This window comes from Nocardia uniformis NBRC 13702 (assembly GCF_001613345.1).
Classification (GTDB): Bacteria; Actinomycetota; Actinomycetes; order Mycobacteriales; family Mycobacteriaceae; genus Nocardia; species Nocardia uniformis.
Map to the genome: position 1 here is coordinate 109,028 of NZ_BDCE01000075.1, position 26,808 is coordinate 135,835.

At 66.4% G+C, this 26,808-nt stretch carries 21 protein-coding genes; 9 read left to right on the forward strand and 12 right to left on the reverse strand.

Going from position 1 to position 26,808, the window contains the following annotated elements:
• Positions 1–232: 232 nt before the first annotated feature.
• Positions 233–3,499 carry a UvrD-helicase domain-containing protein gene (locus tag NU1_RS28815; protein WP_157553188.1) on the reverse strand — a complete coding sequence of 1,089 codons (3,267 nt, stop codon included), beginning with the start codon at positions 3,497–3,499 and terminating at the stop codon, positions 233–235.
• Between the two features lie 811 nt (positions 3,500–4,310).
• A complete protein-coding gene (gene recC, locus NU1_RS28820) occupies positions 4,311–8,009 on the reverse strand; it encodes an exodeoxyribonuclease V subunit gamma (protein ID WP_067526362.1) in 3,699 nt (1,232 codons plus the stop codon).
• Positions 8,010–8,187: 178 nt separating this feature from the next.
• On the opposite strand from recC, the gene NU1_RS28825 reads away from it, so the two are divergent.
• Together NU1_RS28825 and NU1_RS28830 are read left to right on the forward strand one after the other, a co-directional pair.
• Positions 8,188–8,394, forward strand: a complete 207-nt coding sequence (locus NU1_RS28825; RefSeq protein WP_067526364.1) for a hypothetical protein — start codon at positions 8,188–8,190, stop codon at positions 8,392–8,394.
• A 141-nt stretch (positions 8,395–8,535) separates the two neighbouring features.
• The gene (locus NU1_RS28830; RefSeq protein WP_067526366.1) at positions 8,536–9,453 is read left to right on the forward strand and encodes a serine hydrolase; all 918 of its coding nucleotides are present in this window, start codon (positions 8,536–8,538) and stop codon (positions 9,451–9,453) included.
• Between the two features lie 221 nt (positions 9,454–9,674).
• On the opposite strand, the gene NU1_RS28835 is transcribed toward NU1_RS28830, so the two are convergent.
• Complete coding sequence (locus NU1_RS28835; protein ID WP_067526370.1) at positions 9,675–11,135, reverse strand: cytochrome P450; 1,461 nt, start codon at positions 11,133–11,135, stop codon at positions 9,675–9,677.
• A gap of 162 nt (positions 11,136–11,297) precedes the next feature.
• On the opposite strand from NU1_RS28835, the gene NU1_RS28840 reads away from it, so the two are divergent.
• The 3 genes from NU1_RS28840 (at position 11,298) to NU1_RS28850 (ending at position 14,757) form a co-directional block, all read left to right on the forward strand.
• Positions 11,298–12,746 carry an NAD(P)/FAD-dependent oxidoreductase gene (locus NU1_RS28840; RefSeq protein WP_067526371.1) on the forward strand — a complete coding sequence of 483 codons (1,449 nt, stop codon included), beginning with the start codon at positions 11,298–11,300 and terminating at the stop codon, positions 12,744–12,746.
• Between the two features lie 95 nt (positions 12,747–12,841).
• Complete coding sequence (locus NU1_RS28845) at positions 12,842–13,795, forward strand: hypothetical protein (protein ID WP_067526373.1); 954 nt, start codon at positions 12,842–12,844, stop codon at positions 13,793–13,795.
• A 188-nt stretch (positions 13,796–13,983) separates the two neighbouring features.
• Positions 13,984–14,757, forward strand: a complete 774-nt coding sequence (locus NU1_RS28850; RefSeq protein ID WP_067526375.1) for a hypothetical protein — start codon at positions 13,984–13,986, stop codon at positions 14,755–14,757.
• 133 nt (positions 14,758–14,890) lie between these two features.
• Here the strand turns inward: NU1_RS28850 and NU1_RS28855 are convergent, their stop codons facing one another.
• The 4 genes from NU1_RS28855 to NU1_RS28870 all read right to left on the reverse strand — a co-directional run bounded on the left by NU1_RS28855 (position 14,891) and on the right by NU1_RS28870 (position 18,021).
• On the reverse strand, positions 14,891–15,625 hold the full coding sequence (locus NU1_RS28855) for an urease accessory protein UreD (RefSeq protein WP_067526377.1): 735 nt from the start codon (positions 15,623–15,625) through the stop codon (positions 14,891–14,893).
• 31 nt (positions 15,626–15,656) lie between these two features.
• The gene (ureG, locus tag NU1_RS28860) at positions 15,657–16,373 is read right to left on the reverse strand and encodes an urease accessory protein UreG (RefSeq protein ID WP_067526378.1); all 717 of its coding nucleotides are present in this window, start codon (positions 16,371–16,373) and stop codon (positions 15,657–15,659) included.
• A gap of 91 nt (positions 16,374–16,464) precedes the next feature.
• Complete coding sequence (locus tag NU1_RS28865; RefSeq protein WP_067526379.1) at positions 16,465–17,097, reverse strand: urease accessory protein UreF; 633 nt, start codon at positions 17,095–17,097, stop codon at positions 16,465–16,467.
• 45 nt (positions 17,098–17,142) lie between these two features.
• Positions 17,143–18,021: an SDR family NAD(P)-dependent oxidoreductase gene (locus tag NU1_RS28870; RefSeq protein ID WP_245720365.1), complete on the reverse strand. Its 879-nt coding sequence runs from the start codon at positions 18,019–18,021 to the stop codon at positions 17,143–17,145.
• Positions 18,022–18,134: 113 nt separating this feature from the next.
• On the opposite strand from NU1_RS28870, the gene NU1_RS28875 reads away from it, so the two are divergent.
• Positions 18,135–18,950 carry a hypothetical protein gene (locus tag NU1_RS28875; protein WP_067526380.1) on the forward strand — a complete coding sequence of 272 codons (816 nt, stop codon included), beginning with the start codon at positions 18,135–18,137 and terminating at the stop codon, positions 18,948–18,950.
• A gap of 409 nt (positions 18,951–19,359) precedes the next feature.
• Here NU1_RS28875 and NU1_RS28885 read toward each other — a convergent pair whose 3' ends face one another.
• Positions 19,360–20,568, reverse strand: coding sequence for an FAD-dependent oxidoreductase (locus tag NU1_RS28885; protein WP_067526382.1), 1,209 nt, complete (start codon positions 20,566–20,568; stop codon positions 19,360–19,362).
• Between the two features lie 320 nt (positions 20,569–20,888).
• Between NU1_RS28885 and cutA the strand changes: the two genes are divergently transcribed.
• Positions 20,889–21,221, forward strand: a complete 333-nt coding sequence (cutA, locus tag NU1_RS28890) for a divalent-cation tolerance protein CutA (protein WP_067526385.1) — start codon at positions 20,889–20,891, stop codon at positions 21,219–21,221.
• A 370-nt stretch (positions 21,222–21,591) separates the two neighbouring features.
• Here cutA and NU1_RS28895 read toward each other — a convergent pair whose 3' ends face one another.
• Entirely contained in the window at positions 21,592–21,843 is a 252-nt protein-coding gene (locus NU1_RS28895) for a hypothetical protein (protein WP_067526386.1), read from the reverse strand.
• Between NU1_RS28895 and NU1_RS28900 the strand changes: the two genes are divergently transcribed.
• On the forward strand, positions 21,823–22,152 hold the full coding sequence (locus NU1_RS28900) for a Scr1 family TA system antitoxin-like transcriptional regulator (protein WP_245720367.1): 330 nt from the start codon (positions 21,823–21,825) through the stop codon (positions 22,150–22,152). The two genes, NU1_RS28895 and NU1_RS28900, sit on opposite strands and share 21 nt — an antisense overlap.
• Complete coding sequence (locus tag NU1_RS28905; RefSeq protein WP_067526388.1) at positions 22,142–22,348, forward strand: DUF397 domain-containing protein; 207 nt, start codon at positions 22,142–22,144, stop codon at positions 22,346–22,348. The genes NU1_RS28900 and NU1_RS28905 overlap by 11 nt, the downstream gene beginning before the upstream one ends.
• A gap of 55 nt (positions 22,349–22,403) precedes the next feature.
• Here the strand turns inward: NU1_RS28905 and NU1_RS28910 are convergent, their stop codons facing one another.
• From NU1_RS28910 to NU1_RS28920, 3 genes are read right to left on the reverse strand one after another with little or no spacing between them, the layout of a single operon-like run.
• Entirely contained in the window at positions 22,404–23,156 is a 753-nt protein-coding gene (locus tag NU1_RS28910) for an ESX secretion-associated protein EspG (RefSeq protein ID WP_067526390.1), read from the reverse strand.
• A complete protein-coding gene (locus NU1_RS28915; protein WP_157553186.1) occupies positions 23,156–24,115 on the reverse strand; it encodes a hypothetical protein in 960 nt (319 codons plus the stop codon). Before NU1_RS28915 ends, NU1_RS28910 begins: the two co-directional genes overlap by 1 nt.
• A gap of 26 nt (positions 24,116–24,141) precedes the next feature.
• On the reverse strand, positions 24,142–26,532 hold the full coding sequence (locus NU1_RS28920) for a hypothetical protein (RefSeq protein WP_067526395.1): 2,391 nt from the start codon (positions 26,530–26,532) through the stop codon (positions 24,142–24,144).
• Positions 26,533–26,808: the final 276 nt, after the last annotated feature.

The following is a 26,808-nucleotide window of genomic DNA, read 5'->3' on the forward strand; positions in this document are numbered from 1 at the left end:
CGGGGACGTCTGGGCACGCTCACCGCGCTCACCTCAGCGGCGATGACAAGCTGACGGGAGCGTCCCACCACTCGATTGCCCCGGCCCGCACCCACGAGATCGTCATCCCGGCATGCACTCGCGAAATCGTCATCCCGGCATGCTTTTGGCCGGGATCCACCCCCATGGTGCGCCACGAGTTTCCATGGATTCCGCGCCAGGGATCGCCGATACGGCCAGGCGCTCGCCGCGATCATCGCCCCACCTCGGACTCTCCGGCGAGCAGACGCGACAGCTCCACGACCAGTTCGGCTGGCGGTTCCCAATCGAAAACGCCTGCGCCGTCGGGGGTGTCGGGGCCGATCATGCCGCGCACGAACAGGTAGCGGACGCCACCGAGGTGGCGGGTGGGGTCGTAGTCGGGCATGCGCCAGCGCAGGTAGCGGTGCAGGGCAACGGCATACAGGATGGCCTGCAAGGGGTAGTGCGAGCGCATCATCTCAGCGGCCATGCGCTCGTGGGTGTAGTGGGCGACGGTGAGGTCGCCGGTGCCGAGCCGGTTGGTCTTGTAGTCGACGATGACGAAGCGCGGGCCGGGAATGCGCAGGACCGCGTCGATACTGCCGGTGAGGTAGCCGCGCAGCGGCGTCGGGTCGAGGTCGGCGACCTGGTCGGCGTAGGCGAACAGGGGGTCGCCGGGGAGCAGGTGGCGGCGCAGGAGCGCGGCTATGTGTGGGACGGTGACGCGTTCGAATGCCGGGGTGTCGCCGCCGGTGAGGGGCAGTTCGAAGTCGAGTTCGCTGAGGCGGTCGCGGGTGGAGATATCTGCCAGGCAACCGAATCCGATGGGGGTGTGCATGACCGCGAGCAGGGACCCGGCGAGCACCTCGGGGTCGGCGTCGAACATCTGCTCGGCGACGGCGTGTGCGCAGCGGTCGCGGATTTCGGCGGCCAGGTCGGGGGCGTCGGTATCGACGTATTCGAGGACCTCGTGCACCAGGGTGCCGAATTCCGCGCCGTAGGGCAGCGTATTCATGAGTGAGGGTGCGGCGTCGGCGAGCGCGGCCTCGTCCTCGACGAGCACCGTGGGGGTTTCCGGTTCATCGGCGACGCCGCGGCCGTCCGGTTCCACGACGGGAGCGTGGTCGTGGGCTCCGGCGGTGAGCGCCGAATAGGAGGTACGCCGCCAGTCGTGGTCGAGGACGCGATCGAACCGGGCCGCGGCCAGTGCGCCGACAGGGTCGGTGCCACCGGCACCGCGCAGCTTTGCCGCGTGCACCCGGTCCGCGGTTTCCACGGCGATCACACCGTCGTTCGCGGTGGCGGCCCAGTCGGTAATCCTTTGCAGAGCAATGCGATCGGCGGGGACACCGACCTTGTCCGCCACCTCGGACCCACCGGGCTCCCGGCCGAACAGCATCCGATGCAGCGGTCCGGTGGCGGTGTTGTAGGCCGGTGCCCACCACGCCACCACCTGCGCCCCGGCGCGGGTGAGCGCGACATACAGCAGCCGCAATTCCTCCCCCGCCGCCTCGGCGTCGGCCCGCAGCTTGCGCGCCGCGTGTCCGGGCGCGTCCGGTCCACCCACATCGAGGACGCGGCGGTCCCGCAGGTCGTGGAACAGCAGTGCCGCGTTCTTGGGCAGCATCATGGAGTCCCATGCGAAGGGCAGGTAGACGACGGGGAATTCGAGCCCTTTGCTGGCGTGCACGGTGGCGATCTGCACCGAACGCGCATCGCGGTCCAGGCGTCGACTGCGGCCGGCCACCGCGCCGGAGGCGGGGTCGCGAATCCGGTCGCCGAGCCAGCGGGTGAGTGCGGTCAGGCCGAGAGATTCGCGCAGCGACGCCTCGTCGAGGAGTTGCGCGATATGGCGCAGGTCGGTGAGCCGCCGTTCGCCACCGTCGAGGGCCAGCAGGCGTGGGGCCAATCCCTTTTCGGCGGAGAGTTTTTCGAAGACCGCGGCGAATCCGGCGCGTGTGAACAGGCGAGCGCCGTCGCGCAGCTGGGCACCGAGTTGGCCGACGAGATCGGCTCCGCCGCTGTCGATCTCGGCGGCGGAGATGCCGAACAGCGCCGTCCCCGCCGCGAGGCGAACCCGGTCACCGCGGTGCGGCTGTTCGAGCGCGCGCAGTACCCACAGCCAGTCCAGGGCGGCTTCGGTGCCGAAAACGCTTGCCCCGCCGGTGAGTACCGAGGGAACGCCCGCCTTCTCCAGGGCGGCGCGCACCAGGTTCAGCTGGGTGTGGGTGCGCACCAGTACCGCGATATCGCCCGCGTCCAAGGCCCTTTCGCCCTGGGCGGTGGTGATGGTGGTCTTCGATTCGAGCAGCCGCACGATATCGGCCGCCACGTCGGTGGCCACCCGTTCGCGCTGCTTGCCGACGGCGGGGAAGCCGGATTTGTTCAGCGGCCCCGCGCCCGTGCGCGGCAGGCACCGCAGCCGCACCGGCGCAATGACCTCGGCGGGGCCGGTCAGCCGGGTCCACGGCCGGGTGGGCTCGACCGGGTTGACGGCAATCTCGGTGTGCCCCAGGGCCGCACCGCTCTGCACGTGGGCGAGCGCCCGCAGCAGCCCGGCATCGCTGCGCCAGTTGACGGTGAGTTCCTTGCGGCTGTCGGCGACCTCCACGGCGGTCAGATAGCTGAGCACCTCCGCGCCACGGAACGCGTAGATCGCCTGTTTGGGGTCACCGACGAGCACCAGGGTGGCATGCCCGTGGAACGCCCGTCGCAGAATGTCCCACTGCAGCGGATCGGTGTCCTGGAACTCGTCGACGAGGGCCACCCGGAACCGATCCCGAATACGCCGGCAGGCCTGTTCTCCGTGTTCGGAATCGGCCAGTACCCGATGCAGCAGCACCAGCAGATCATCGAAATCGCGAACACCCGACAGTTGTTTGCGCCGTGCGACTTCCTCGCGCACCGCATTGGCGAACGCGACCCGCTCGGCGGCCGGATCTTCATCGAATTCGGCCTGCGGCACCAGAATCGCCTGCCGATCCCCCACCGCCGATACCGCCAGTTCATGCGCTTCCGACGGCGAGAACGGCGCACCGTCGCGCGCGTACCGGCTCACATACAGGTCATCGGACACCGTCGAGACGAGATCCTCGATGCTCTCCACCAGGCGGGCTCCGGGATCGCGCTCCCCCGCCAGCCCGAGCTCATCGAGCATGCGCTGACAGAAACTGTGCGTGGTGGCAATGGATCCCGCGTCGAAATCCGACAGCGCCGCCAATAGTCGTTCCCGCCGCGCCGCCACCTCCCCCGCATCCGCCCGCGCCAGCAGACGAACGAGATCATCCGCCGACTCGCGCGCGGCAACGGGATCGGCCAGCCCCGCGGCGACCTCCAGGAACCGATTCCGAGTCCGCTCCTTCAACTCCTGGGTAGCGGCCCGACTGAACGTCACCAGCAGCAACTGCGAGATATCGATCCCGGCCTCGGCCACATACCGCACCGCCAACCCCACAATGGCGTACGTCTTCCCGGTCCCGGCACTGGCTTCGAGCACCATCGTCCCGGACGGCAGCGGCCCGAGCAGATCGAACCGCGACTCCGAGACCACACCGAGTGCGTTCGCAGTACGCGCTTCCTCCACCGCCCAATCATCTGCGGGGGCTTCCCCGGAAACGCGCACGTCGGATGACCCCGGCGCGTCGTCCAGTTCCAGGGCGAGCTCCGGTTCCGACGAGGGTGGGCCGAACTGCGCCTCGGCTGCCACGACAGCACCGGCAGTGGATGGGGCCGAGGCCACCGGTGCGGCCGACATCTCCATCGGCCGCGCGGTGTCGCGACCGGTCGCGGTGATCGACTCGTTAGCGGGGAGCCGAGCCACCGTGCGACCGTCCCGCGCCGCTGCCGCGGAGTCACTCCGGGTGGGGCCCGCCGCGTCGCGACTGATACCCGGTCCGGCAGTCCGGGAACCGCCGGTATCCCGATCGGCGTGCGACGCCGCCGTCGCACGCGCCGTGGCCGGGCCGAGTTCGCCCCCCGTGCCTCGATCCGCCGTTTCGGCCGCACCGGAGGTCTCGGGCGGCGCCGCGGCAGGTGCCGCACGCCGCGCGCTCACCGGTTCAGCCGATGTGGTGGTCCGGCTCCGAATATCGCCCGAACCACGCTTGTCACCGCCCGCGTCGCGGGGTGGCGATTCCGTGCGCACGGCTGGCACCTCCTCGAGCGGAAGTGCCAGCAGGTCGTCGCCATCGGTACCGGACCGCTGTGGCTCCCGCGACGCGCGAGGTCGGCGGCGGGTGGCCGGGGTGTCGGTGTCCACTACGTCGGCGAGGGAGAAGAGTTCCTCACTCATCGGCGGCTCGAGGTGGTGGTCACGGTCTCCCTTGTTTCTCGTTGGCGAGCAACGGATTCCATAGACTTCGGGCCAGTTCGCCGAAGCGGGTCGGTTCGTCGCCGCCGTATTGCGCGGGTGCGTCGGTGAGGTCGGTGAAGCGCAGGTTCGAGCCCCAGATCTGACGCAGGTAGCGATCGTTTCGTTCACCGTACGCGCCGCCGAATTCCTGTTCGGCGGATAGGGTGGCGTCCTCCGGTGACGCGCCCTTGCACCGGCGGTCGGCGTAGAGGGCCGTGGCGGCGGGGGCGATGGGGAGGGCCTCGGTGAGTCCGGTATCGCGCAGGCGGACGAGCTGGCGCAGAATATCGCGGGCGGTGGCGGCGTCGGGGGCGATGAGGACCGATTGCCAGACCGGATTTCGGAACGCGCCGCGACCGAGGGTGATGGCGCGCCAGCTCTGATGCGAGCCGCTGGCGGCGAGGGCCAGCAGGCGCACCCAGGCCGCTATGCGGTGTTTGGCGGCCAGGCGCGAGTAGGTGGTGCGCAGCAGGGCATCGTCGTGGACGTCGGGGACGGTGCCGGTGAGGCGTCGGCCCTCGCCGAGGTCCACGGCCACATCGATGGTGCGCCCGGGGATTTCGTGCATCGGTCGCGCGACGCGCGCCAGCTGGTCGACGGTGCTCTCGATATCGTCGAGGACAGCCGCGCCCATACGCGCGGGCGGCAGGGTGCCGCGCCGCCATTCGGCCGCACGCAGGACATCGGCCTCCACCCCATTGAGGCGCGCCCCCAACATGCGTTCGCCCATACTCCATTTGGTGAGCCCGTCCAGGGCGATGGGCAGCCGGTCGTCGATCTCCTCTTCCTCCTCGGGGACGCGAATCCCCAAGCGCTGCCACAGGAATGCGCGCACCGGATGTTCGACGAACGACACCAGGTCGGTGAGTTCCACATCGCCGGGTGCGGTCGGTTCCAGTGGTGCGGCGAGGAATACCGGCCGCGGCTGCTGGGGCTGGCGGGCCGCCACCGCGCCCGCGAGGGCCACCGGGTCGAAGCTGAACGGCTTCTCGGCACGGAAGTTGGCGGCGTCGAAGGGCTGCAGGGGATGGCGGGTGACGATCTCGCCCATGGCGTCACGCCCCACATGCGCGCGCACGGTGTCCAGGAGTTCGGCGAGCGGAATCGCGGGCGGCCGATGCGCACCACTGACCGGATCGGATCCGGTGTGCAACAGAATGATTCGCTCCCCCGCGGCCATAATCGCGTCGAGCAGCAGTTGCCGGTCCTCGCTGCGCGGATCGCGATCGCCGGGACACCGGTGTCGCGCCAGCACATCGTCGCCGTCGATACCGCCCGAGCGCGGGAACACCTCATCGTCGAGTCCGAGCAGCACCACCACCCGGTGCGGCACCGACCGCATGGGCACCATGCTGCATACGGTCAGCTCGCCGGTGCGGAAGTTGGCCCGGGACGCCCGCCCCGCCAGACGCGCGGACAGCAGCGCGGCGATATCGGGCAGGCGCAGTGGAACCTGCCCCGCGTATTCGAGCGCGGCGGCGATCTCGCGCCGCGCCTGCACGCCCATCCACCCTTGGCTTCTGGGCATATCGGTGAGCAGTTCCAGGGCGCGCCCCAGCACCACCGCCCACTCGCTCGCCGGTCGCTCGGCCCCCGCCGGTTCGGTCAGGGTCGGTCCGCGCAGATCCCGCAGGCAGACCGCGAGCCGATCCACGAATTCGGCGAACCGCCCGGCCAGATCGATGTCATTGCTGTCGACATCGTCGAGGGGCAGCGCCAAATCCAGCCAGTCCTCACTGGATTCACCCGCGGCCACCCCGAGCAGAATGCGATCCACGGCGGCATTGACGGTGTTCTGCGCGAAGTCGCCGAGTCCGAACGCCTGCCGCTGCCGCAGTCCGATCCCCCAGCGCGCCCCCGTTTCGGCGGCCCATTCGCGCAACCGCTCGATATCGTCGTCATCGAAACCGCAGCGGTGCCGAACCGGTTCCGCCGCAGCGAGATCGAGCACCTCGGTAACGGTGACCCGCGCATCGGCCAACTCCAGGAGCGTCCCGATCACTCCGAGTAGCGGATTCACCGCACGCTGCGCCCGGTCGGCCAATCGCACCCGCAACCCGTGCGCGGGATGCCCCGGCTCCGAGCTATCGAGGGACCACTGCCCGAATGCCGCCCGCACCAACGGGGCATAGCTCTCCACGTCCGGGCACATGACGATCACATCGCGCGGTTGCAGGGTCGGGTCGTCGGCGAATACCCGCAGTAGCGCATCCCGCATGACCTCGACCTGCCGAGCCGGGCCGTGACACGCGTGCACGGTGACGGTGCCGTCGGCGGCGAGCGCGGCATCAGCGTCAGGTGGCCACCGATCCGCCTTGATAGCGGCCTGCAACTCCGACAACAGCGTGCTGCGGGACGCACGGCCCACACTTCCGACACCTGATCCCGTACGCCCCACCGACCCCTCGGTACGTGAGTAGGTTTCGACCGCGGGCTCGAGGGTCGGCACATCGGCCGATCCGTCCGGCGACTCATGGTAGGTCTCGGTGTGCTCGTATGCCGCCAGCCGCTGCTGCAACTCCCGCACATCGCGACTCAATGCCGCGAGCAGCGGATGCCGCACCCGCACAAGAGAATCGGACGATTCACCCGATACCGACACGGCAGGCCTCGGCCGGTTGGCGGATTCCGCGGCAAGTGGGTCCGGCCGCTCCACCGGCTCCGAATCCGCCAGAAGTTCCGGCTGATCAAGCGAGAAGGATTCCGACCGGTCGGCTGAAACTGCTTGCGCCCCCGCATCAATCACACCCGATCCGGCATGGCCCTCGCGTAGCCCCTCGTCCACCGTAGGCAGTCCCACGTCATCGTCGCGCAGTCCAGCACCAACCGCTTGCGACCCCGCGCCGCCCATCGGCCCGATCTCCGCCCACAGCGCCGGACTGGGATGCACCAACCACAAATGCACCTCGCGCCCCACCGACAACGCGGACAACACGTCCAACTGATCGGTCGCCAAACGGGTGACGCCGAAGAGCGAAATCCGTTCCGGCAGCGACACACATCCGGGCTCGGCGCGCAGGCGCGCACACGCCGCTTCCAGGCGTTCTGCCGGGCTCGGTACCCCGACCGCCGCGCGCAATCGCCGCCACAGCTGCGGCTGCCACCGCAGATCCTCCGGCAGCTCCCGACCGGTCCCATCGGTATCGACCCCACTCGCCCATGCGGTGACCATCCCGGGCCGCTGGGTTCCGTAACTGTCGAACAGGTCCGCGATCCGCGAAGCGGTCGCATACCGCCGCCCCACTCGATGCCCGCCCGGATCACCCTGTCCGAGATGTCGGGACAGCACCGCGCACCACGACTCACCCAGCACCGCGTCGAGCACCGGCAGCAGTGTCCACACCAAACGCTCGGGGGCCCAAGGATCTTCCTCCGGCGTCAATCCGGTCGCCTCCGCCAAAACCGCTCCCACCAGCGACGCCGGATCCGGGAACGCGATATTCGCGGCAATCCCGTCGGCACCGACAGCGGCACCGCCGCCAGTACGCACCGCCGCGGTCCCCAGCACCGTCGCCAACCGCTGATTCAGCCAGCGCTCGATGCCCTTCGCCGGCACCGCCACCACCTCGGGGGTGAACGGATCGGCAAGCGGCGCGGTGAGCAGCTGAGCGAGCGCGGCGGCGAGCGTGTCCGCCCGTTCGGCCCGGTGAATGTGCACGAGCTGTGTCTATACAGTCGGCGAACGACATGCAAACACCGAGTACCGCGCGTTGCCCGGTGACACCCGCCACATGCCGCGAATTTGCTCGGGCGCGTCACACGGGTTTTCTACTGCGGTATGCGACAGTGCTTTTCGGGGAGGGTGGGTGTAGGTACGGAAAGGCTGGTTCACAACGATGTCCGCCACGGTGATTCCCCTGGTACCCAGAAGCGGGTTCACGGTCCGTCGCATCGGAGACCGCTGGGAGTTGGTCAACTCGCGCCACTACGGCCGCGGTGTCGTATTGCGAACCTGGCCGCGCGAACATCACACCGAGGCCTTCGAGCACTGCTACCGCCTCAATGGCCGCAGCGTCGAAGAGCTGCAGGCCGCCTTCCACTGAGCTCGTCCGGTATGCGCCGAATTCGGGTGCGAAATCACCGCGTCACCCGGGGGTCCGCGCGAACCGCCGCGACCTGGACGAATCGCTAGCACACACAACGGTTTTGCTTCAAGACGTGCATAGCGGACACAAGACTGTCTATTGTCATCCATCGTGCGTTCTCCGAAGGCCCGACGCTCGCGCGTGGCCGCATCCGCCTGTGTCCTCACGGCCGCCGCTTTGATACCCACCGCGCCCGCGCTGCTACCGGGAGCCGGTCTCACCGTGCCGACGGCCGCCGCGCTACCGCTACACGCCCAGGGTTGTCTGCCCGGTTTCGACTGCGATATGAGTACTCGCATCGCCGCGGTCGACAACTACCTGAGCTCGCGACCCGGCATCACCGGATATGTGGTGCGCGACCGGGTTACCGGTGGCGTCTACCGAAATGGCAATTCCAACACCATGTTCTGGACCGCCTCCACGATCAAACTCGCGATCGCCGAGGATCTGCTCAATCGCTCCCGCGTCGGCGCGATCAATCTCGACGGGGGCGACCGGGCGCTGCTCGAGTCCATGCTGGCAACCTCCAATGACAATGCCGCCGATATCCTCTGGAACAAGTACTCCGGACTCGACCGGATGGCCTTCCAGAACGCCTTCCGCGCCAATGGCATGGGCGGCCTGGTCCCGATGCCGCCCACCAGCAGCATGGCCCAGACCAAACTGTTCCCCGACTGGGGTTTCCAGCAGTGCACCCCCGCCGATCTGGACAACCTCATCGACAGCGTCCTGAGCGGTATGCACCCCGACGACCGGAACTACCTGGTGGACCGCATGCGCCTGGTCGACACCAACCAGCACTGGGGTGTCTGGGGCGCGGGTGCGGCCATGCGCCCCGGACTCAAGAACGGCTGGTCCGAGGAGCAGGGCGGCTGGGTGGTGAACTCGGTCGGCTTCGCCGGACCCGGCGAGCGCTACACCCTCGCCATCATGAATTCCCTGGGTGGGGCGGGCGGTTACACCGACGGCGCCGCCACCACCACCCGCGTCGCCGAAATGCTGTTCAAGGGCCGCTGATTCCGTGGATTCGCGACCGCCACCGCAGCGGCAGTAGTAGTGTCGGCTTGCACCGCCGGACGGGCGGGCTCGGTCGTTTGTGGTAGCGGCCGAGCGCAGTGCACACGCAGCCCGAAAGGGCTTAGGCACCCTTGACTGAGTAGCCGTATGTGTGAACCATCCCCGAGGTCACCACGTTCGCGAGCCTCGAGGATTCTCCCGAATTCAGTTGGGAGAGGACGTCAACGTCTGCGCAGTAGCACCGGCGCACCATCACGCGGGAACGGGATCGTCGAGTACCCCCACGGCAGCAGATAGTCGTCGGGCACTCGCCAATCGTAGTCGCGCAACATGGCCGCCAACACGGTCTTCACCTCGAAGGTGCCGAAGTGCATGCCGATGCACTTGTGCGCGCCCGCGCCGAACGGGAGCCACGCCAGACGATGCGAGCGATCCTCGCGGCGTGGCTCCGCGAAGCGTTCCGGGTCGAAAAGTTCCGGCCGCGACCATAATTCGGGAAGCATGTGGTTGACGCCGTAGGCGACGTCCACCTGTGTCCCGGCCGGTACGAAATGTCCGGCCACCTGCGTATCGCGCACGGCCCGGCGAACCAGGCCCGGTACCGGGGGTACCAGGCGCAGACTTTCGCGAATCACCAGATCCAGATCTGTCAGCCGATCCAGATCGGCGATGGTGGGAGGCGCGCCGTCGAGTTCGGCATGCAGGGCGAGCGCCTCCGCGCGGACGCGTCGCTGCCACTGCGGATGCCGCCCCAGGTAGTAGGCGGTCGTCGTGGCCGTGGTGGTCGTGGTGTCGTGCGCCGCCATGATCAGGAAGATCATGTGGTTCACCACATCCGCGTCGCTGAACACCGCGCCGTCCTCGGTACGCGCCCGGCACAGGGCCGAGAAGAAATCCGGTCCGGGTGCGCGGCGCTTGGCCGCGATCATGCGAGTGAAGTACTCCTCCAGCACTTTCCGGCCGCGCAGGCCCGCCCGCCAATTGCCGCCCGGTATCGAGAACCGCAGAATCGCCAGCGCGGCATGGGTGCACTGCAGGAATGCCTTGCCCAGTCGCTCACGATCGGCACCGGAATCGACGGCCATGAAGACATCGGTGGCGATCCGCAGGGTGAGTTCCTTGATGGTCGGATACAGCCGCACGGGCCGCTCCCCCGCGGCCGCCCAGCCGTCGATGGCCTGGTCGACCACACCGGTCAGCTCACCGAGATGCTCCTGCAACCGCTCGCGCGTGAATGCCTGCTGCATGATGCGCCGATGGAACATGTGCTCGTCGAATTCCAGGAGCAACAGTCCACGATGGAAGAACGGACCGATGAACCAATCCCAACCCTGCCCGTAGTCCTGACGCCGCCTACCGAGGATCTCGTCCACGGCCGCGGGCCCCGCCACCATGACCCGGCTCGCGCCCAGCGCGCTATTGAACGAAACCGGTCCGTACTTGCGATAACGGTTGAGTAGTTCCGCCGGACCCCATCGCAAATATTGCACACTCCGCCCGAGATAGGGCAGCCCCGCATCACCGCGCACCGGAAGCAGTCCACTGCCCGCGGGCGGATCGGCGAGGCTGCGCTCGCGCACCGGAAGTCGGCTCAACACCCGGTCGACGAGAGTTTTCCGGGGAATTTCGAGTAGCGCCAGATTCTCCGCCTCGGCGGGAACACGACCGGCCACGGCGACCATGGCTTCCTCTCTGAACGACTGCCCATATTGTATTTTCGAAGCAGCACTGGTGTCCGTGGGTTTTCCCGATGTGTCCTGATTGGTCGACTCGCCTCACGCCGTACTACCGTTGGGCGTGAAGTGTCGTAGCAATACCGTCTGTCTTCTAGGGAGCAGGACTAGATGAGCACCGATTCTGTCGTTTCGCAGCGCCACCGCGTGGCGGTGATCGGGTCCGGGTTCGGTGGCTTGTTCGCCTGCAAGCACCTGAAGAAGGCCGACGTCGATATCACCCTCATCTCCAAAACCTCGACGCACCTGTTCCAGCCACTGCTGTACCAGGTCGCCACCGGCATTCTCTCCGTCGGCGAGATCGCGCCCGCCACCCGCATCGTGCTGCGCAAGCAGAAGAACGTGCAGGTCATCATGGGCGACGTGCACGATATCGACCTGGAGAACAATGTCGTCACCTCGCGACTGCTCAACCAGGACCACCAAACCCCGTTCGACAGCCTCATTGTCGCGACCGGTGCCCAGCAGTCGTATTTCGGCAACGACCACTTCGCCACCTACGCGCCCGGTATGAAGACCATCGATGACGCGCTCGAACTACGCGCCCGCATTCTGGGCAGCTTCGAAGAGGCGGAACTGGCCAAGACGCAGGAGCAGCGCGACCGGTTCATGACCTTCGTGGTGGTCGGCGCCGGCCCCACCGGCGTCGAATTGGCCGGGCAGATCGCCGAACTCTCCGACCGCACCCTGATGGGCACCTTCCGCAATATCGATCCGCGCGACGCCCGCGTCATCCTGGTCGAGGGCGCGGACGCGGTACTCAAGCCGATGGGCGCCAACCTCGGCGGTAAGGCGCACCGGCGGCTGGAGAAGATGGGCGTCGAGATCCAGCTCGATGCCCTCGTCACCGATGTGGACGCGCGCGGCGTGACCATCAAGGACAAGGACGGCAGCGAACGCCGGATCGAATCCGCCTGCAAGGTCTGGTCGGCCGGAGTGCAGGCCAGCGAGCTGGGCAAACAGCTGGCCGAACGCTCCGACGGCACCGAGGTGGACCGGGCCGGGCGCGTGGTCGTGGAACCGGACCTCACCATCAAGGGCCACCCGAATGTGTTCGTGGTCGGCGACCTGATGGCTGTGCCGGGTGTACCGGGACAGGCGCAGGGCGCGATCCAGGGCGGCACCTACGCGGCGAAGGCCATCAAGGACGGCCTCGCGGGTCACCAGCCCGCGGAACGCAAGCCGTTCAAGTACTTCGACAAGGGCTCCATGGCCACCGTCTCCCGCTTCAGCGCGGTGTGCCAGGTCGGCAAGTTGGAGTTCGGCGGGTTCATCGCCTGGCTGGCGTGGTTGGCGCTGCACCTGTGGTACCTGGTCGGTTTCCGCAGCCGGTTCGTCACCGTCTTCGAATGGTTCGTCTCGTTCCTCGGCCGCCATCGCGGTCAGATGGCCGCCACCGAACAGTGGGTGTTCGCGCGACTCGCTCTGGAAGCCGTCAATGCCGGGGACGACGATGCGCGCGATGCGGTGCGACCGCTCGACAGCGAATCCGCCCCGGGGAACGGCAAATCCGTGGCGAACAAGAAGTCGCCGGCTCCGGGCGACGTTCGCGCGGGCTGACCGTCCGATACGAACCGGGACATTCCCGGACCAATCCGGCGTGATGACCGGATCCGAATGTTCGACATCTGTCGACATTCGTTGAAAGGTCATCAATGGGTAAACGCCAACAGGCTGATCGTCTCTCGTCCCGGCAACTGTGGGGCTCACTCGCCGTTGCCGGGGCGTTTCCGCTGACCGTGGCCCTCGCCGGAACGGCTGCGGCCGAACCGGTGAACCCGGAGGACGCCCCCGCGGCACTGGCCCAGGACGCGCCGCAGCCCGCGCTCGTCGTGGACTCGCCGTTCGGGCACCTGGCGGTGCCGATGCCGGCAGCGCTCACCGACGGGATGCGTGACTGGCTCGCCACCGCGCCGACGGCCGCCTCCGCCGAAGCGACCGCGGCGCTGAGCGATTCGGCCGAACCCGCCGCGGCGGGCACTCCGGCCCCGGCCACCCGTGTGGGGCGCAACTCCCCCGTCGGCGCGCGCGATATTCCGGGCGGCTCCCTCGCCGCGGTCGATCCGGAGCAACTGCGCATGCCCGATCCGTCGGTCGCGGCCGAGGTCGCGCCGATCGCGGCGCCCGAGGGCAAGCTGCGTTTCGGCGATACCCAGGTCGATGTGCCCGAGTGGCTGACTCCGGAGCAGGCCGATCAGATCAATGATCTGTCCGCCACCGCCGAGGCGGAATTGGCGCAGACCCTCGACTCGGCCGGATTCGAGCCGAGCCGGTCGGATCGAATTGCCGCGCAGACCATCGGCACCGCCGCCGTCGGCGCTGCCGTGGGCGTGGCGGTGGCCGCACCCCTGGAGGGTGCCGCACTGGTGATGGGCGGCTTCGTGGGCGCTATGGCGGGTATGCCATTCGCACCCGCCGGCTGGGTCGTCGGGCCGGTGATCGGCGCGACCGCGGCTGTCGCCCTGGTCGCGGTCCCGGCGGCCGCCATGGGCGCGACCGTCGGCGCGGCGGTGGGCGCGGCGAACGGGTACCTGGCTCCCGCGACCGAGGGCGCGCCGATCGATGCCGCGGATTCCACCATCGAGGCTCCGATCAGTAGCAACGACTGAGTAATAGCCGATTTGTCCGAGGGCCGGAACCCGTAGCAGGGTCTCGGCCCTCGGTCATTTTCATTGATCCGCAATCAGCTAATCACTGGCAATACAACACTTTTCGACTCGTCCGTTTCGTCCACCAATCCAGGTGACCCACGGGTCCGAATGTCGGGCGTCGATATTCCTTGGAAGAAAGGTCGTGCATGGCCGCAGGGAAGCACAGAGCCCTCAACCCACATCGCACTCGAGTCGGCAATGTGGTGGCAGCAGGCGCGGTACCGCTAGTTCTGGCGATCGTCGGTTCCGGCCAGGCCAATGCCGATCCGGCACAGCCCAATCCGGTCACGCACCATGATGAGGGTCCGCAGTGGCCCGCAGCCGCCGCGCCGAATGTGATGCCGTACGAGGGCCTTCAGATTCCGGACCAGACGCACAGCTCACTGCAGTGGTCGCGTCAGATTCCGGATAAGAGTTATCTCGCCCCCGTCGGCGTACTGCACCCGCCCATCCCGGTGCCAGCGGTGCCCCCGATCGCCCCGCCGCCCGGAAAGTTCCGGTTCGGCGACGTGCAGGTCGATGCACCGAATTGGATCGACAAGGAACAGTCGATCCAGATCAATGACAATTCCGCACAGGTCGAGGCGAATCTCGCCACCTTCCTCGATTCCGTCGGAATGGAACGCAGCCGCTCCGACCGCATCGCCGGTCAGACGGTCGGTACCGCGGCCATGGGCGCAGTGGCCGGAGCCGCGACAGCGGCCCCGTTCGCGCTCACCTCGGCCGCGGTTGGTGGCGTAGTCGGGTTGGTGGCCGGGCTGGCATTCGTACCGGTCGGACTCGTCGCCGGACCGGCGCTCGGTGCCGCCGCGGGTGCCGCGGTCATCACCGTCCCCGCAGCGGCGCTCGGCGCCGCCGCAGGTGCCGCCGTCGGTGCCGTGAACGCCTTCAACGCCCCACCCCGCGTCGTTGGCAACTGAGTTCCGCGCAACCGCGTTCTGATCGTCAGCAGTGCCCGGATGTGACGGGAACCGAGGGTGAGGTTCGGTTCCCGGCACATCCGGATTCTCACGTTCTATCCGTATTCACCAAGGGAGCGATCATGTTTCGAGCTCACGGACTCCGCGTCGGCGCCGACTGGCTGTTCGCGATGCTGGCCATCGACGGATTCTTCGGAGCACTGCGCCCCTGAAAACCGGATGTGCCGAGCGTCGATCCTGTTCGCGTGAACAGCGTTCCGCCCGCGGCCAGGGGGAGCAGCGCGGCATCCATACCGACCGTTTCGGCGGTCCGATCGTCCGGGTAGATCAGTACGCTCTCCAGCGACCGTGGACCCGACAGCGCGTCATCGGTGATCGCGTCGGCCCCCAGATCCAGGCGGTGCCGCAGCAGTGGCAGACCACCGATATCCGCGTGCAGGTCACCGCTCCAATAGCCGTGGTCCTCGCCGGTACGCCCGATCTGGACCCGCTCCCGCAACCGAAGTTTCGCGCCTTCGGCGAGCCGGACGAGGGTAACCGTGTCGTGCTCAGCGCCACCGGCGACCACGGTGGGTTCCGGATCGAAATCCAGCACACCACCGGCGCCCACCTCGAAGTGCCAGCGCGCCACTGACTTTCGGGTGATACGACCCGGCAGCGCGATGGTCGCCGCCACCGACCGCACGGCCAACCGTGCCCCCGCACCGACGACGATGGTGATATCGATTTCGTCGCCGCCGAGCGGGGTCGCGGCGGTTCCGATCAGGTGCACGGTGTCGACCGCGGTGCGCCGACCGGCCAGCCCGCCGACCGCGTGAATCCGCGGTAGCGAACCGGCCGTGGCGACTATCCGCAGTTCAGTGCGCACCGCTCACCCGCCCCCGCGTGACTGCGAACCATCAGTGCGAATGCGCGGGCGAGGTTCCCGCCGCCGCATCCTGCTCCGCGGCGAGCCGCAACTGCTCCCGCACCCAGCTCAATACCGGAGTAGCGGCCGGATCCTCGGTGAGCGAGGTGAAGACGAATGGCCGACCCTCGCGCACCTTGCTCGAATCCCGGTCCATCACACCCAGATCCGCGCCCACCATCGGTGCGAGATCGGTCTTGTTGATCACCAGCAGATCCGAGAAGGTCACACCGGGGCCACCCTTGCGCGGCACCTTGTCACCACCGGCGACATCGACCACGAAGATCTGCGCGTCGATGAGTCCCGAGGAGAAGGTGGCGGTCAGGTTGTCGCCACCGGATTCGACCAGGATCAGGTCGAGCGGCGGGTTGGCCTCGATCAGATCGTCGATCGCGTCGAGGTTCGCGGTGATGTCATCGCGAATCGCGGTGTGTGGGCAGCCACCGGTCTGCACGGCGGTAATCCGCTCGTCCGGCAGTACCGCGTGCCGCCGGAGGAAGTCGGCGTCCTCGGTCGTATAGATGTCATTGGTCAGCACAGCCAGGGACAGCTCTTCGCGCAGCTGCCGACACAGGGCCGCCACCAGCGCTGTCTTCCCTGAACCAACCGGTCCCCCCACTCCGATCCGCACCGGTTCCCCGGGCGTGCGCTCCCGCTTGGGACGGTCATGGTGGTCGTGCGGTTCTCCATCGATGAAATGAGGTGGCATGACCCCATCCTTACCGACGCGTGTAAACCGAGTGTTACCTGCCTCGGTGGGTCGGAAACCGCGCTGGAGAACGGCTTGTGCGCGGCGCGATCTAGGAGGCGAACAGCGGCATCTCGCGCTCGAGGTGGCGTTCGGCCAGGACATCCTGGAGGGGGTCGGACAGAGCGGCGAGAGCGGTGGTGGCCTCGCGGGCGGTGCGGTCGCAGACCTCGGACAGTCGGACGGTGCAGGTGGCCACGGCGGCCGGATCCAGGGCCAGGAGCCGTTGGGCGGCGGTCGCGGCACCGGTCAGGGTCGTATAGACGACCACTCCGGCGACCTCCTCCGGCGACGCTCCGCAGGCTCGGCCGACGAGCCCGAACACGGTGGACAGGTGCGGGCGGGCACTCATACCGCTCCAATCCGCTTGCGGCCACACCTGTTTCGCCAGCCGCAGCAGGCCACGGCCCTGAGCGCGCGAGGCGGTCCGCGCCGACGGGGACGGGGTCCGGGCATCGGCTTCGGCTTCGGCGCGGGCCGGATCGAGGGTCCCCGCGCACACAGCGGCGGCCAGCGACGCCGACACCAGCCCCGAGGTGCGAATGCGGCGGCGCAGGTACAGCTCGACCGACCGCACATCCCGGACGAGTCCCGAACTCACCGCTTCCTCGACCCCGCCGGAGTGCACATGTCCGCCGATCGGCAGCCGCGAATCCGCCAGATTCAGCAGCGTCGCGAGACTCATCGGTGCACTCCCAGATTGCGCATCGCACGATCCTAAGCCAGGGCGCTAAGCCTTCCCCTTTCGGAAGGCGCGACCCATGAACCGGTGCGCGGACCCGCGCGCCAGATCACTCCAGGCCTGGATCGGTCCCGTCCACCACGGGGTGATTTCGTGGGGGCGGCTGGTGACCGCGTGGCAGACCAGGTCGGCGGCCTCATCCGCGGTGAGGCCGGGGACACCGGAGAAGTCGGTCGGGGCGCTCATGCGGGTATGAACGAGGGGCATATAGATCGACGTGGTGGTCACATCGTCGGTCGCGATCTCCGCTGCGACGGAGCGCAACCAGCAGTCGAAGGCACCCTTGGACGCGTAATAGGCCGACCAGCGCGGTGCGGGCGGCATACGCAGGCCCCAGGTGGAGATATTGACAATGTGACCGCTGCGCCGTTCCCGCATATCCGGCAGCAAGGTGAGTAGCAGCCGCACCGGGCCGAGGTAATTGACGTCCATGGTGCGGGTGAAGTCGTGGAAGCGGTCGTAGGACTTGTCGATGGAGCGGCGAATCGACTTGCCCGCATTATTGATCACGATGTCGATATGCCCGTGCTCGGCGAGGAGATCGCCCGCGAGCCGCTCGACGGCGGCGAAATCGCTGAGGTCGGTCGGATAGATGTGGACGGTGCCGCCGTCGGCCCGCAGCTCGGCGGCAACCACCTCAAGGTCTTCCCGGGACCGCGCGACCAGCAGCAGGGTTGCGCCCGCCGCGGCCAATTTCCGCGCACTCGCCTTGCCGATCCCATGCGACGCCCCGGTCAGCAACACGACCTGCCCGGCTACCGCGTCACGCAATGACTTCCCCCGGGGCCGCGAAGTCGGGTACAGCAGTCGGGTCGCCACCCGTTCCGAGAGCGGACGGCCGTTCTTCGAGGGCTCGATCTCGTTCACGACATCGAATCTATTGCGGTGCGGGAGGTCCCGCTCCGAATGGGGGAAATACGCTGTGCGGGCTGGATTTTCCCGGGCAGAGTAGGGGCACGCCCCGGGGATAGGAGAAAACCATGTCGACTGGTCTGCCGAACGCTGCCGGATCACGAACACCGTCCGGTACTCGCCCACCGGATTCCGGACCGATCTCGATCGGCGGGTGGATCGCGCGCGGCATCGCGATAACAATCCTGATTCCGCTGCGCTTGTCGTGGGAGGGACTGAAACTGCTCGGCCGCGTGGCGGTCGCGACGGTGGACGGGGTGATCTCCCGGATCCTGGCCCCGATAGGCAGATTCGTCCGGGACCGGCTGTGGCGGCCCGTCGTCGGATTCGTCGAGAACTATCTGTGGGGCCTGCTACTTCAGCAGTTCCTCTGGGGCATGGTGCTCGCGCCGATCGGCGCCTTCCTCCTCGATTTCATCCTGCGACCGCTGCGCTGGGCGGTCGAGGAGTTCCTGTGGCGGCGGGTTCTGGTTCCGATCGGGACCTGGCTCATGCGCTACCTGGTGCAGCCGGTTTCGCACGCGCTGTGGCGATTCCTATTGCGGCCGATCGGCCTCGCCGCCGCCTGGCTGGTCCACCACCTGGTGAAGTACGTGATCGTGTGGCCGCTCATGCAGCTGTGGCGCTGGGTACTGCTGCCGCTGTGGCGGTTGCTGCGCGCGGTGGTGGTCTACGCGTGGATGGCCGCCACGGTCATCGTGGACGTCCTGGTCGTCATCCCCTGCCGCTTCGTATACCGAACCGTGCTGCGTCCGATCCTCAATTTGCTCGCGGCCATATGGCGTGCGCTGGTGGTCGTCCCGCTCGCCTGGACCTACCGCACCGTCCTACAACCTATGAACCGCTGGGCCGCCGACATTATGGGCACGGTCTTCGGACGCTGATGCGAGCCGTCCCGCGGCCGCTCACCAGTTGAATCCACCACCCTTCGGAATTGGTTCCGCGCCCTCCGGGCTCGCTTTCGGTAGGACTGACCGGGCGCGGCGGCGTCGCGTGAGTCGCTACGGTCACCGGGTGCCGTCCATCCGCCACGAGATTCCGTTGCAGTTGCTGCGTCACCGTCCCGAGGTCGCACCCCGGATCGCTCGTGTCTTGCCGCTCTACATTCCACCTGCAATCGTTCTGATTCTTCCTATCCAGCTGGACGGCCTCCGATGGGCCAATCGCACTGTCCCTACAACCGATGAACCGCTGAACGCCGCCATTGAGCACGGCCTTCGGATGCTGATTCGACCGCCAGTCCGTACTTGAATCCGCCTCTCTCACAATTAGTTTCGTTCCGCTTCCCCTCGCCTAGTTGTTGGCGCGTTGGATGGCGCGTCGGACCAGACCCTGAATGCCGGGAAGTGCGATAGCGCGAAGCATCAGCTCCCCCGCCCAGACATGAGCGCGGGACGGTGGAACGAACCGACTCATTCCTTTCCGCGCCAGCGCCTGTCGTTTACCTACCTCGGGGCGCAACGACGTTTCCCAGGTGTCGAGTGCGGTGGGAATGTCGTCGCCGTGCGCTGCCAGGGTGGTGCCGAGCCGGTCGGCACCGTCGAGGGCGAGAGCCGCACCGTAACCGGCGAATACGGTGACACACCATGCCGCGTCGCCGAGCAGCACGACTCGGCCGTGACTCCAGCGGTCCATAACTATTTGGGCGACCGAGTCGAAGTAGGCAGCGGCAGGATCTGCCTCGAGTTGGCCGAGAGCATCGGCGACGCCGCCTCCTAGATCTCCGAACGCCTGGGTCAGCGAAGGTGCGGCGCCCAGCGCCAGTTCGGCATTCGAATCGGGGCATCGGTAGGTGAAGAACGTCGAGGATCGCTCCGGTCCCAAGTTCATCACCGCGGCCGTGCGTCCGGGCCCGATAAAGGTGGTCCCGGCGCCTTCAGGTACGTGCTCGGGAACCTGGTGCAGCGGGAATGCGCCGACCATGTGTCCCAGGTCCACGAAGTATTCGTGCTCCGGACCGAATACGAGCTCGCGCACCCGCGAGTGCACACCGTCGGCGCCGATCAGCAGTTCGGTCTCCATCCGAGTGCCGTCACTGAGGGTGACGACGACTCCCCCGTCATGCTGGTCAACCGCCTGCACGGTGGTGCCGAATCGGATATCGACGAGGCCGACCACCGCGTCGTACAGCGCCGACTCCAAGTCACCGCGGAACACGCTCAGAGCCCGGGCCCCGACAGCGGCCTCCGCGACAGCGGCCGGAATCGCGAACTTCTCCCGGCCATCCGCGTGCACGAGCACCGAGGTGAAAAACCCGATATCGCGCGGAGCCAGCGCCGGCACCAGCCCGAGCCGCTCGGCGGCGTCATACCCGGGCCCGTGCAAATTCACCAGATAGCCGCTGCTGCGACGAGTTTGCGCGCGCTCGATCACGACGACATCCCAGCCTTGCTGATGCATCCGCAACGCGGCCGCCAATCCGGCGATACCGGCGCCCACGACCACCACCCGCTTGCGAGGTGCCTCGCCGTGATGTTGCGGGGTGTTCTCGATAGCTGCCATTGCCACTCCTGGATCGATTCGTTGTCGGCGAAGGCTGTACCCGCACCATGACACTTCCGTCAACTAATAGTTGACATTTACCGATTCGTCAACCATAGATTGACGTAGGAATCGACGCCTAGGAGCCCCCTACCGCAAGGGAGACAGTTCACGTTCACGATGTGGTGTCGGATGACGTCATCGACCCCATCCCTAACATCGCCCCGAGCCGCAAGTTCGGTGCCGTCGAAAGTGAGCCGCAGCGAAACCGGTTCCCAATGGGACACATTCGTGGTTTTCGTTGGTGCCGAAGGTTCGGGGTAGGGGCATAGGGTGGCGGTATGACAGCGGCGAGGGTGTGGTCAGTTACGTCGACGACTCCGACCGAAGATGATGCGCGAGCTATCGCAAGGGCCGTGGTCGCGGACCGGCTGGCGGCCGGGGCCGAGTTCAGTGGGCCTGCTATGTCGGTGTTCTGGCATCTGGGAGAACTCGGCGAAGGCAAGGAATGGCGGGTCACTCTGCGCACGTCCGCCGCCGTGTGCGACCGGCTCGCAGCGCGGGTGGCCGAGCTGCATCCGTGGGATAGCCCGGAGGTGACGGCGACTCCGATCGAGTGGTGTCTCGACAGCTATGCCGAATGGATCGAGCGCACTACAGCTGCTTCGGAATAGGCATCTGCTCAGCTTCAGCGCGTCGAGCGAGTTCGATCCCACCGGTGAGACCGGTGGCGACGCAGCGTTGTGCCACCTCTCGCACCCTGGCCAAGGGACGCACCGATGCGACGCCGCCGCCCAAGGCGCATGCGTGCTCTGCGGTCGAGATCGCCTTGGCTTCGTCACCGCTGTCGAGGTAAGCATCGGCGCAGGACCACGATCGACGGGACTCCAGCACGGCGCGGGCCTTTCCAGGTGCGCGGTGGCGTGCTGATCTGGTAGTCGAATTGCCCTGCTCCACTAGCGAATAGGAATCAGAAGAAGGAGCGCTCGTGCGATGCGGCGATTCCGCATTCTGGCCGCACCTAGGACCCCGCCTGTGAGGGAATCAGTTCATGTTCATGGTGTGGTGTCTGATGACGTCATCGACCGATCCCTCGACATCGCCCCGATTCGCGGGTTCGGTGCCGTCGAAGATGAGGTCGAGAATGTCTGCGCGGTCGAGAGTCGCCGGTAGACGATGCGATGCACGGGCGCTGACGATGACCGCGTGTAGCTGGCCGTCGAAGTCCTGCTGCGCGAGGCCGCGCTGCGCCGGGTCGTCGGCGGCAAGCGCGTCATGACCTCGCAGCTCAAGCACCTCGCCGACCTCAGCACCAGGCCGAACGTGACCCTACGCGTGCAACCGTACTCAGCCGGATACACCTGGGGTTTCCAACACGGCCCATTCATTCTCCTGGACTTCGGCACCGACACCAAGAACCAGCAGATCGAGCCGCCGATCGTGTACGTCGAGGGTCGACTGACCAGCGATCTGTACGTCGAGCGGCTCGAAGACGTCCAGCGCTACATTGAATTGGCCGAGGCCATCCGGGCCGACACGCTGGATGAAGTGCGAACGCGAGACCTGGTCCGCCAGGTAGCAAGGGAGTTCGATCGTGAACGTTGATCTGACCGAAGCACGCTGGTTCAAGAGCAGCCGCAGCGAAACCGGTTCCCAATGCGTTGAAGTCGCCTTCCTCGATCAGGGCATGGTCGGCGTTCGCGATTCCAAGAATCCCACCGGCCCCGCGCTGGTCTTCGCCGCGGGCGAGTGGGATGCCTTCACCACCGGAGTCGTCGACGGCGAATTCAACCGCCGCTAGTCGGGACCCGTCACTCGAACGTAGGGATTCGGCGGGGATTGTGGCCGGGCGCCGATCAGTAGGACCGTTCGCGCTCTTCCTTGATCGCAGCGATGACCTTCGCGATCTGGGAGTTCAGGATGCCAACGAACCGCTTGGAGTCGACGGCCATGGCGGCGGCGGGGCTTCCGGCGACGACGTAGCGACCGTCCTCGGCGAGGTCCCGCCAGCGAACGGTGTGGTGGACGATACCGCGCGGGCCGAAAACGGAACTGCCTTGCCGGACGTCGATCGTGCCGGCGATGGTGGCCGGGCCTCGCAGGACAGATGGGGAGTTGCCCGCGGAAGCGATCGGAGAGCGGTAGGAACCGTCGACATAGCCATCGGATGCAACGACGCCGAGGTCACCGCGCCTGCCTGGTTCGGCTTCGGGCAGCGCGGCCACTACCGCATCAGCCAGGCGCAAGGGGTCGCATTCAGTCACGGTGTATCCGCCGCGGTGATAGATCGACTCACCCGGTAACTGCGTAATGAGGTATCCACGACCACCTTTGCGTGACGCCCGCAGGCGGATCAGTGACGCCGGATCGGACTGATCGCCACCGCGCACCGTCAGATAGAGATCCGGTGAGGACACGACGTCCACGATCTGGATCACCTCATGGTCGGTATTGGCGCGCACCCGGTTTCGCGTCTCCTCCTGCTCCTCGCGGTACTCCCGCTGAGTCGCCGCCGTGGAGGTATAGAGGAACGGAGCCGGAAGCCGATCGCCGGTCCGTTCCTTCCACAGCACCGAGAACCCGACCTCACTGAACCGCCAGGTTCGCATTACGAGTCCGTCACCGCGGAAGTATCCAGACCACGTGCGCTGCGGAACCGGCGAGGGGACTGATCTGAGGACTTGTCCTGGGAGTTGTCCCGGCGCAGTGTCTTCGGCGTACGGAAATCAGCGCGGCGCATCCGGTCAACCACTGCGTCCGAGGTGAGTTCATTGCGCAATTCCGGATAACGCGAATAGAAACGAAGAAGAGCAAGGAGGAGAGGCGGGTCAATATCTAGCCGGACTGGGATGACATCTATCGCGGATGTCAAACGATGCCGATCGTCGTATGTGGTGACATCTATTCCGACTCGCCGCGCGGAGGTGACACGCACCATATGAGTGTTGGCATAAAGAACCGGTTCGATCTTGTCTATCTCATCCCAATGCAGAGCTGATGTAGATTTTCCCGCGGCATGAACGACTTTCGTCTCGGTGATCGCGAGGAAGTACGGCCTCCGGCCGAAGAACATATACGCAAGAGTGTACGTCACTGCAGCTACGACAAATATCGATATGACGACTCCGAGAACATTCAATCCCGACATTACAGGATCGCTCGCTGACGAGGCATTTAAAGCGGACAGGATCGCGCGTAGCAAAAACATCCCGGCAAACAGGCTGAGGCAAGTCACCATCAGAGGTTTCCACTGCGGCCTGACACCGATCCTCAATCCCACACTGCCATCGCTAAGGGTTGTAACACGAATTCGACTCGGGAGTTTTTCCCGCCGTACGCGTAGTGCGGGAACGAGACCTACGGCCACCATCAGCGCCGACAGCCCGGTCACGACACCGAACATCCCCTGAAGAGCTCGTCCTTGCTGAAAATGGGTGTTTGCATAAAGAACGATCAGACCCACACCACAGATCGTGAAGAATGCTAACGCGACGAACACAATAAGAGGAGGTCGCTCTGCCCCCCAAGCGCGCGGCCATTCCAGCCGTGTACGTTTTCTCTCCGTCACAATTTCGAATCCTTCTGCCCGACTACTCATTTGAAAGGTTGCTCGGCGGCATGAGCTCCAATCACACCCCCTACCAAGCCTCCAGCTGCCGCAAAGCCAGCAATACACACTGGCGCACCAGGGCCGCAGAACACGCCCAATGCCCCGACAGCCGCACCGATTTTTGCGCCTGTATATCCGCCAGCGATTCCACCCGCCGCATTGGCGACAGCTGCTCCTCCAGATTTGTCGCCATTCTGCCAGGCATCCCAGTTGCTGTACGCGTTGGTGCCGACCAGCGCGGGCCAACCGAGAATTTTTCCGCCCGATTTCAAGGTTTGGGATAGCCCGTATTTAGCGGCGCTGTCATCGGCTGCGTCAACTGCATAGCCGAGCAGTTTCGCGTTGGGTGCTCCCGGATTGACAGTCGCCAGGGTGCTGGCCGCGCGGGCTTCGCCCGCCGCCGCAGCTGCCTGTGCTGCCATCGATTTGCCGGCCTCGGCACCGAACGTCTCCCCGAAAGTACCAATCGTGCCCACGGCCGTAGGGGCTGTGGTGATCGAGCTTTGTGCGGACTCGAGGAACGCCGCGACGCTCCAAGGACTGCTGGGTTTTTCGGGGTTGCTCGGCAGGATGGATCCGTCCAGGAACTCGGTGACGGTAGTGCCGTTAGCCAAGGGTGTGGTGACGGCGGTGACACCGTTGGCGAGGGTGGTGAACACCCGGCCATTGTTGTCGGCGACCGAACGCGTGCCGTCCGAGTCGGCGCTGGCCAGCAGTACCGGTGAACCGTCGGCTCCGATGCCCTGAACGAAGGTTTGGCTGGAACCGTCGGGCGCGGTGAACATCTTGGTGGTGGTCCCGGTGGCCGAATCGGGGATCTCGGTGAGGATCGTGCCATCGTCGAGGCGGCTGGTTACGGCCTCGGCACCGAGCGCACCATCCTGACCGACGACCTGTGTACCGACACTGCCGTCACCCTTGGCGGTAGTGACGGTGCGCTGCCGGGTGCCGTCGGGCATCGTCGTGACAGTGTCGATAATTCCGCTGCCGTCGTTGCGCGGCGTAGCCACCGACACCGTATCGGGTCCACCGTCGGTGGTTGAAACAACGGTGATCGTGCCGTCGGGGGCAACAGTGGTTCTAGCTGTGGTCAGAGTGCCGTCAGGGTTCGGAATAGCGGTGACACGGGTGCCGTCGGGTTCCTGGTATGACGCCGGAATGCCCCTGGTGAGATCCCCGTCCATGGTGAAGGGTATGTCCGCCAGATCAGCGGTTGTCGCCCCCGGTCCACCGGTGATCTGGTCGTACAGCGGGTTGCCGGGCGCGGCGAGAGCGGTGATGGGGGTCGCTGCGGCGGGTGGTTGCGGAATGCAGTTGCTGGTGATTTTCGCGCCGGTCCCGTACCAGTTGTCCCAGACCGTTCGCATCTGCTCGAGCTTTTCCTCGTAGGCTGAACCGGTCGGATCGTGTGCGGTGACCAGGTTCTGCTGTGGCAACAGGGATTGCAGTTTATCCATCCAGCCCTTGGTGAAGGCAAGGGTGTCGCTCGTGAAGGCCATGTTTTCGACCAGTGTGCCGACACCGGTCAGGTAGCTGTCCAACGCGGTACGCGCTTTAGCCGCCGCGGGAGAAGCCCAGACGCCCTCCGGGTTCGCCTCGCTCACACCATTCATCAAGGTTTCCTGGTAGGAGGCGCGGAAGGCGGATGCTTGTGTTTTCAGGCCATCGGCGGCTTTCTTCCATGAGTCGGCGAACCGCTGCAGCTGCTCGGTAATCTGGTTACCCGCGACGTGGTTGTACTGGGCGACGAAGTCAGGCCAGGTGTACATCTCGCCCGCTTCGGGATCGACCAGCGATTGCTGCATCGAAATGCCATCGCCTTCCTTCTTACCGCGCTCCCACAGTGCTTGCGCTGCTCCGGTGTCGGTCAGAAGATCGTCGTAATCCTGCTGCGGTGAATCGGAATACTTCTGGGTTCCTTTTCCAGTCGATGGCGCCCAGTCAGGGGATGTCGCGGCGTGCCCGACAAACGGAATTGGTGTAGCACCGCTTCGGAGGTTCGCGAACGCGGCCCGAGATTCGTCCTCGCTCTGCTGGTACAGGCCGGTGGCGGCCAGGAATGTCTCGCCGATATCGGTGAGGATGTCGATATGCCGTGACAGGACACTGTCGGCCATGATCGTGGCGGACCTGTTGATCATGCCGGCCAGATCAGCACCGGAACCCTTCAGGTTCAGCGCCTTCAGATCGGTCGCCGATGCGACCTCGCTCTTCGCGTTTTCCACCGCCTTCGCCAGCGTCGCCGCTTCGGTGGCCAGCCCGGTGGCTACAGCCGGATCAAAGGCGATCGTCGTGGAATTGAATCCACCACCGGAAGCGTCCGACCTCCAGTCGTCCCAGGACGTATACGTGTCATTTGTTTGCTCCCCGGTCACCGTCCACCCCGCAACCGGTGCAGGCGCGTGTCACGCGTCAACATTCGATACCCCACCCTCCGCCCAAACTGAAACACGCAGCCCACCTCCCGGACCGCGCCTCCGACCAGGCTTCCCAACACAACCGCCCATTACCCTGCCGCAGATCTCCGAACGGTGCAAACCAGATCGTCAGTCGTGAACGGGGAGGCTGGCGGGGCAGCCCGGAGAGCCGGATACATGGGAAGTGGAAGCGCAAAGGTGCCCCACCCGACACGATTTCGGACACGCGTGCCT

Excerpts from the sequence above, each read along its gene's own strand:
- NU1_RS28850 (WP_067526375.1), top strand. The coding sequence starts at position 13,984 with ATGGCCGCAGGGAAGCACAGAGCCCTCAACCCACATCGCACTCGAGTC.
- NU1_RS28835 (WP_067526370.1), bottom strand. The coding sequence starts at position 11,135 with ATGGTCGCCGTGGCCGGTCGTGTTCCCGCCGAGGCGGAGAATCTGGCG.
- NU1_RS28815 (WP_157553188.1), bottom strand. The coding sequence starts at position 3,499 with ATGGTGCTCGAAGCCAGTGCCGGGACCGGGAAGACGTACGCCATTGTG.
- NU1_RS28900 (WP_245720367.1), top strand. The coding sequence starts at position 21,823 with ATGACCTCGCAGCTCAAGCACCTCGCCGACCTCAGCACCAGGCCGAAC.
- NU1_RS28885 (WP_067526382.1), bottom strand. The coding sequence starts at position 20,568 with ATGGCAGCTATCGAGAACACCCCGCAACATCACGGCGAGGCACCTCGC.
- cutA (WP_067526385.1), top strand. The coding sequence starts at position 20,889 with ATGACAGCGGCGAGGGTGTGGTCAGTTACGTCGACGACTCCGACCGAA.
- NU1_RS28875 (WP_067526380.1), top strand. The coding sequence starts at position 18,135 with ATGTCGACTGGTCTGCCGAACGCTGCCGGATCACGAACACCGTCCGGT.
- NU1_RS28845 (WP_067526373.1), top strand. The coding sequence starts at position 12,842 with ATGGGTAAACGCCAACAGGCTGATCGTCTCTCGTCCCGGCAACTGTGG.
- ureG (WP_067526378.1), bottom strand. The coding sequence starts at position 16,373 with ATGCCACCTCATTTCATCGATGGAGAACCGCACGACCACCATGACCGT.
- NU1_RS28910 (WP_067526390.1), bottom strand. The coding sequence starts at position 23,156 with ATGCGAACCTGGCGGTTCAGTGAGGTCGGGTTCTCGGTGCTGTGGAAG.
- NU1_RS28865 (WP_067526379.1), bottom strand. The coding sequence starts at position 17,097 with ATGAGTCTCGCGACGCTGCTGAATCTGGCGGATTCGCGGCTGCCGATC.
- NU1_RS28825 (WP_067526364.1), top strand. The coding sequence starts at position 8,188 with ATGTCCGCCACGGTGATTCCCCTGGTACCCAGAAGCGGGTTCACGGTC.
- NU1_RS28840 (WP_067526371.1), top strand. The coding sequence starts at position 11,298 with ATGAGCACCGATTCTGTCGTTTCGCAGCGCCACCGCGTGGCGGTGATC.